The 2,844-nt window shown below is 70.7% G+C and carries 3 protein-coding genes; all 3 read right to left on the bottom strand.

All coding sequences use genetic code 11. The annotated features are described in order from the left end of the window. Positions 1 to 62: 62 nt before the first annotated feature. On the bottom strand, positions 63 to 947 hold the full coding sequence (locus ACWGI8_RS42550) for a prohibitin family protein (protein ID WP_453668825.1): 885 nt from the start codon (positions 945 to 947) through the stop codon (positions 63 to 65). A gap of 155 nt (positions 948 to 1,102) precedes the next feature. Beyond that, positions 1,103 to 1,933 carry an MBL fold metallo-hydrolase gene (locus tag ACWGI8_RS42555; RefSeq protein WP_453668826.1) on the bottom strand — a complete coding sequence of 277 codons (831 nt, stop codon included), beginning with the start codon at positions 1,931 to 1,933 and terminating at the stop codon, positions 1,103 to 1,105. Further along, positions 1,930 to 2,805: an NUDIX hydrolase gene (locus ACWGI8_RS42560; RefSeq protein WP_453668827.1), complete on the bottom strand. Its 876-nt coding sequence runs from the start codon at positions 2,803 to 2,805 to the stop codon at positions 1,930 to 1,932. The genes ACWGI8_RS42555 and ACWGI8_RS42560 overlap by 4 nt, the downstream gene beginning before the upstream one ends. Positions 2,806 to 2,844: the final 39 nt, after the last annotated feature.

The raw sequence follows: 2,844 nt of genomic DNA on the forward strand, positions 1-2,844 counted from the left end.
GCCCTGTCTCGTACGTGCGCGGCCCCACCTCGTACGTGCGCGGCCCTACCTCGTAGGTACCGTCAGTTCTTCGTGCCGTCCACGATCAGCGGGTTCCCGCTGCCGCCGCCGCACGGAACCGCGTACACCGGGTGCTTGGCCGACGCCTCCTTGAAGGCGTCGATGCACTGGTTCATCAGGACCTTGTCGCTGAGCGAGTTGTTCAGGATCTTGTTGGCGCGGGCGATGCCCTCCGCCTCGATACGGCGCCGCTCGGACTCCGCCTTCGCCGTACGCGCGGCCTCGGTCGCCCGCTCCGTCGCCTGCTGCTGCTGGATCTTGCGGTCGATCTGGTCCTGCAGCCGGTCCGACGGCTTCACATTGCGCAGGTTGACCGTGGTCACATCGATACCGCGCGGGGCCAGCCGCTCCTTGATGAGCAGGCCGATCTCGGTGTTGATCTTCTCGCGGGCCGAGGCGTAGCCCTGCTCGCTCGTGTAGCGGGCGAAGACATTGCGGATGATCTCCCGGCTGTCCGGGTAGACGAGGCGCTGCTGGATGGCGTCCTCACTGCCCGCCAGCTTGTAGAGCTCCACCGCCTTCGCCGGGGTCACGGCCCACTTCACGGTGACCTCCGCGTACATCACACCGCCCTGGCTGGAGCGCACCTCGACCACGTCCTTGTCGGAGAGGTTGAGGTCGACCGGGCGGGTCGAGAACGTCGTGACGTTCGTGAACGGCGACTTGACGTGCATGCCGGACGTCATGGGCGAGCCGACCTTGCCGAACGCGACGGGGACGCCGACCTCGTACGCGCTGACGACGTACACCATGCTGGCGATGCCCGCGAACAGGCCGGCGATCAGCGCGCCGACGGCGCCGAACATGAGTCCGCGCTTGTCGCTCGCGCGCGCGACGAAGAACATCACCACCGCGGCGATGACAAGCAGGATGGACAGGACGAACACGGCTTCCCCCCAAGTACGGAACGCTGAAAGTAAGCGGAGCGTAAAGCACGTGGGTGGCGCCGCCCGGACCGGGTCCCGGCCCGTGGTGCAGGCCCCTTGGGAGGGTCTTCAAAGTAGCGTCGTCCGCCCGGCGGGCAGACGGGACTTCGAAGGCCCTAGATCAGGCCGTGCTCCCGCAGATACTCCATCTGCGCCCTGACGGAGAGCTCCGCCGCGGGCCACAGGGACCGGTCCACGTCCGCATACACATGCGCCACCACGTCGGCCGCCGTGCTGTGGCCGTTCTCGACGGCCGTCTCGACCTGGGCGAGGCGGTTCGCGCGGTGGGCGAGGTAGAACTCGACGGCGCCCTGGGCGTCCTCCAGGACCGGTCCATGGCCCGGAAGCACCCTGTGCACCCCGTCGTCGACCGTCAGCGAGCGGAGCCGGCGCAGCGAGTCGAGATAGTCGCCGAGGCGGCCGTCGGGATGCGCGACGACCGTCGTGCCGCGGCCGAGGATCGTGTCGCCGGTGAGTACGGCCCCGTCGGCCGGCAGATGGAAGCAGAGCGAGTCGGCGGTGTGGCCGGGGGTGGGGACGACCCGCAGCTCGAGCCCGCCGGTACGGATGACCTCGCCCGCCGCGAGCCCCTCGTCGCCGAGGCGCAGCGCAGGGTCGAGGGCGCGCACCTTGGTGCGCGTCAGCTCGGCGAACCGTCCCGCCCCCTCCGCGTGGTCCGGGTGCCCGTGGGTGAGGAGGGTCAGGGCGATCCGCTTCCCGGCCTTCTCGGCGGTCGCGACGACGTTCTGCAGGTGTATGTCGTCCAGGGGCCCGGGGTCGATGACGACGGCGAGTTCGGAGTCCGGCTCGGAGACGATCCAGGTGTTGGTGCCGTCCAGGGTCATCGCCGACGCGTTGGGGGCCAGCACGTTGACCGCCCGCGCTGTCGCCGGGCCGGACACGACCGCGTCGCGCGGCTGCCCCGGCAGCGCCGATGCGTTCGTCATCGGGAGCCTCCCGTGGGTCCCGTCGGGATGTGCTTCGTGAATTCGTCGTGGCCGGGCCAGCTGAGGATCAGCTCGTCGCCCTCCAAGCGTGCCTGAGCGAGGATCGGAGTGAGATCCTGCTCGGCGGCCGCCGCGAGGGCGTCCCCGGCGGCCGCGTACCGGCCGAGCACCCGCAGCGTGGCGATCGTCGGCGGCATCATCAGCAGCTCGCCCTTGTCGTACCCCGCGGCGGCCTCCTCAGGCCTGATCCAGACCGTACGGTCGGCCTCCGTGGAGGCGTTCCTGGTCCGCTGGCCCTCCGGGAGGGCCGCGACGAAGAACCAGGTGTCGAAGCGCCGCGGCTCGAACTCCGGGGTGATCCAGCGGGCCCACGCGCCCAGCAGATCCGAGCGCAGCACCAGACCCCTGCGGTCCAGGAACTCGGCGAACGACAGCTCCCGGTCGACCAGTGCCGCCCGGTCCGCCTCCCAGTCGTCGCCCGTGGTGTCGCTGACGACCGAGTCCGCGGTCTCACCGGCGAGCAGGACGCCCGCCTCCTCGTACGTCTCACGGACCGCCGCGCACACGATGGCCTGCGCGGACGGCTCGTCCTCGACGCCGAGCCGGTCCTTCCACTCCGCGAGGGCGGGACCCGCCCACCGGATCGGCCTGGAGTCCCGCTCGTCCACGCCGCCGCCGGGGTACACGTACGCGCCTCCGGCGAAGGCCATGGAAGCGCGTCGGCGCAGCATGTGGACGTGTACGCCCTCGGGGCTGTCCTTGAGCAGCATCACGGTCGCCGCCCGCCTCGGGGCGACGGCGGCGAGCGCGCCCTCGGCGAGCGCCCGGATCCGGTCGGGCCATTCCGGTGGGTACCACTGACCATTGGACATGGGCGGATGCTATGCGCTCACGCCCGGATGTTCGAGGGG

The sequence above is a fragment of the Streptomyces sp. NPDC054841 genome, from assembly GCF_053611045.1.

What these genes read in the sequence shown, in the direction of transcription:
- ACWGI8_RS42555 (WP_453668826.1), bottom strand. Translation starts at nt 1,933, where the DNA reads ATGACGAACGCATCGGCGCTGCCGGGGCAGCCGCGCGACGCGGTCGTG.
- ACWGI8_RS42560 (WP_453668827.1), bottom strand. Translation starts at nt 2,805, where the DNA reads ATGTCCAATGGTCAGTGGTACCCACCGGAATGGCCCGACCGGATCCGG.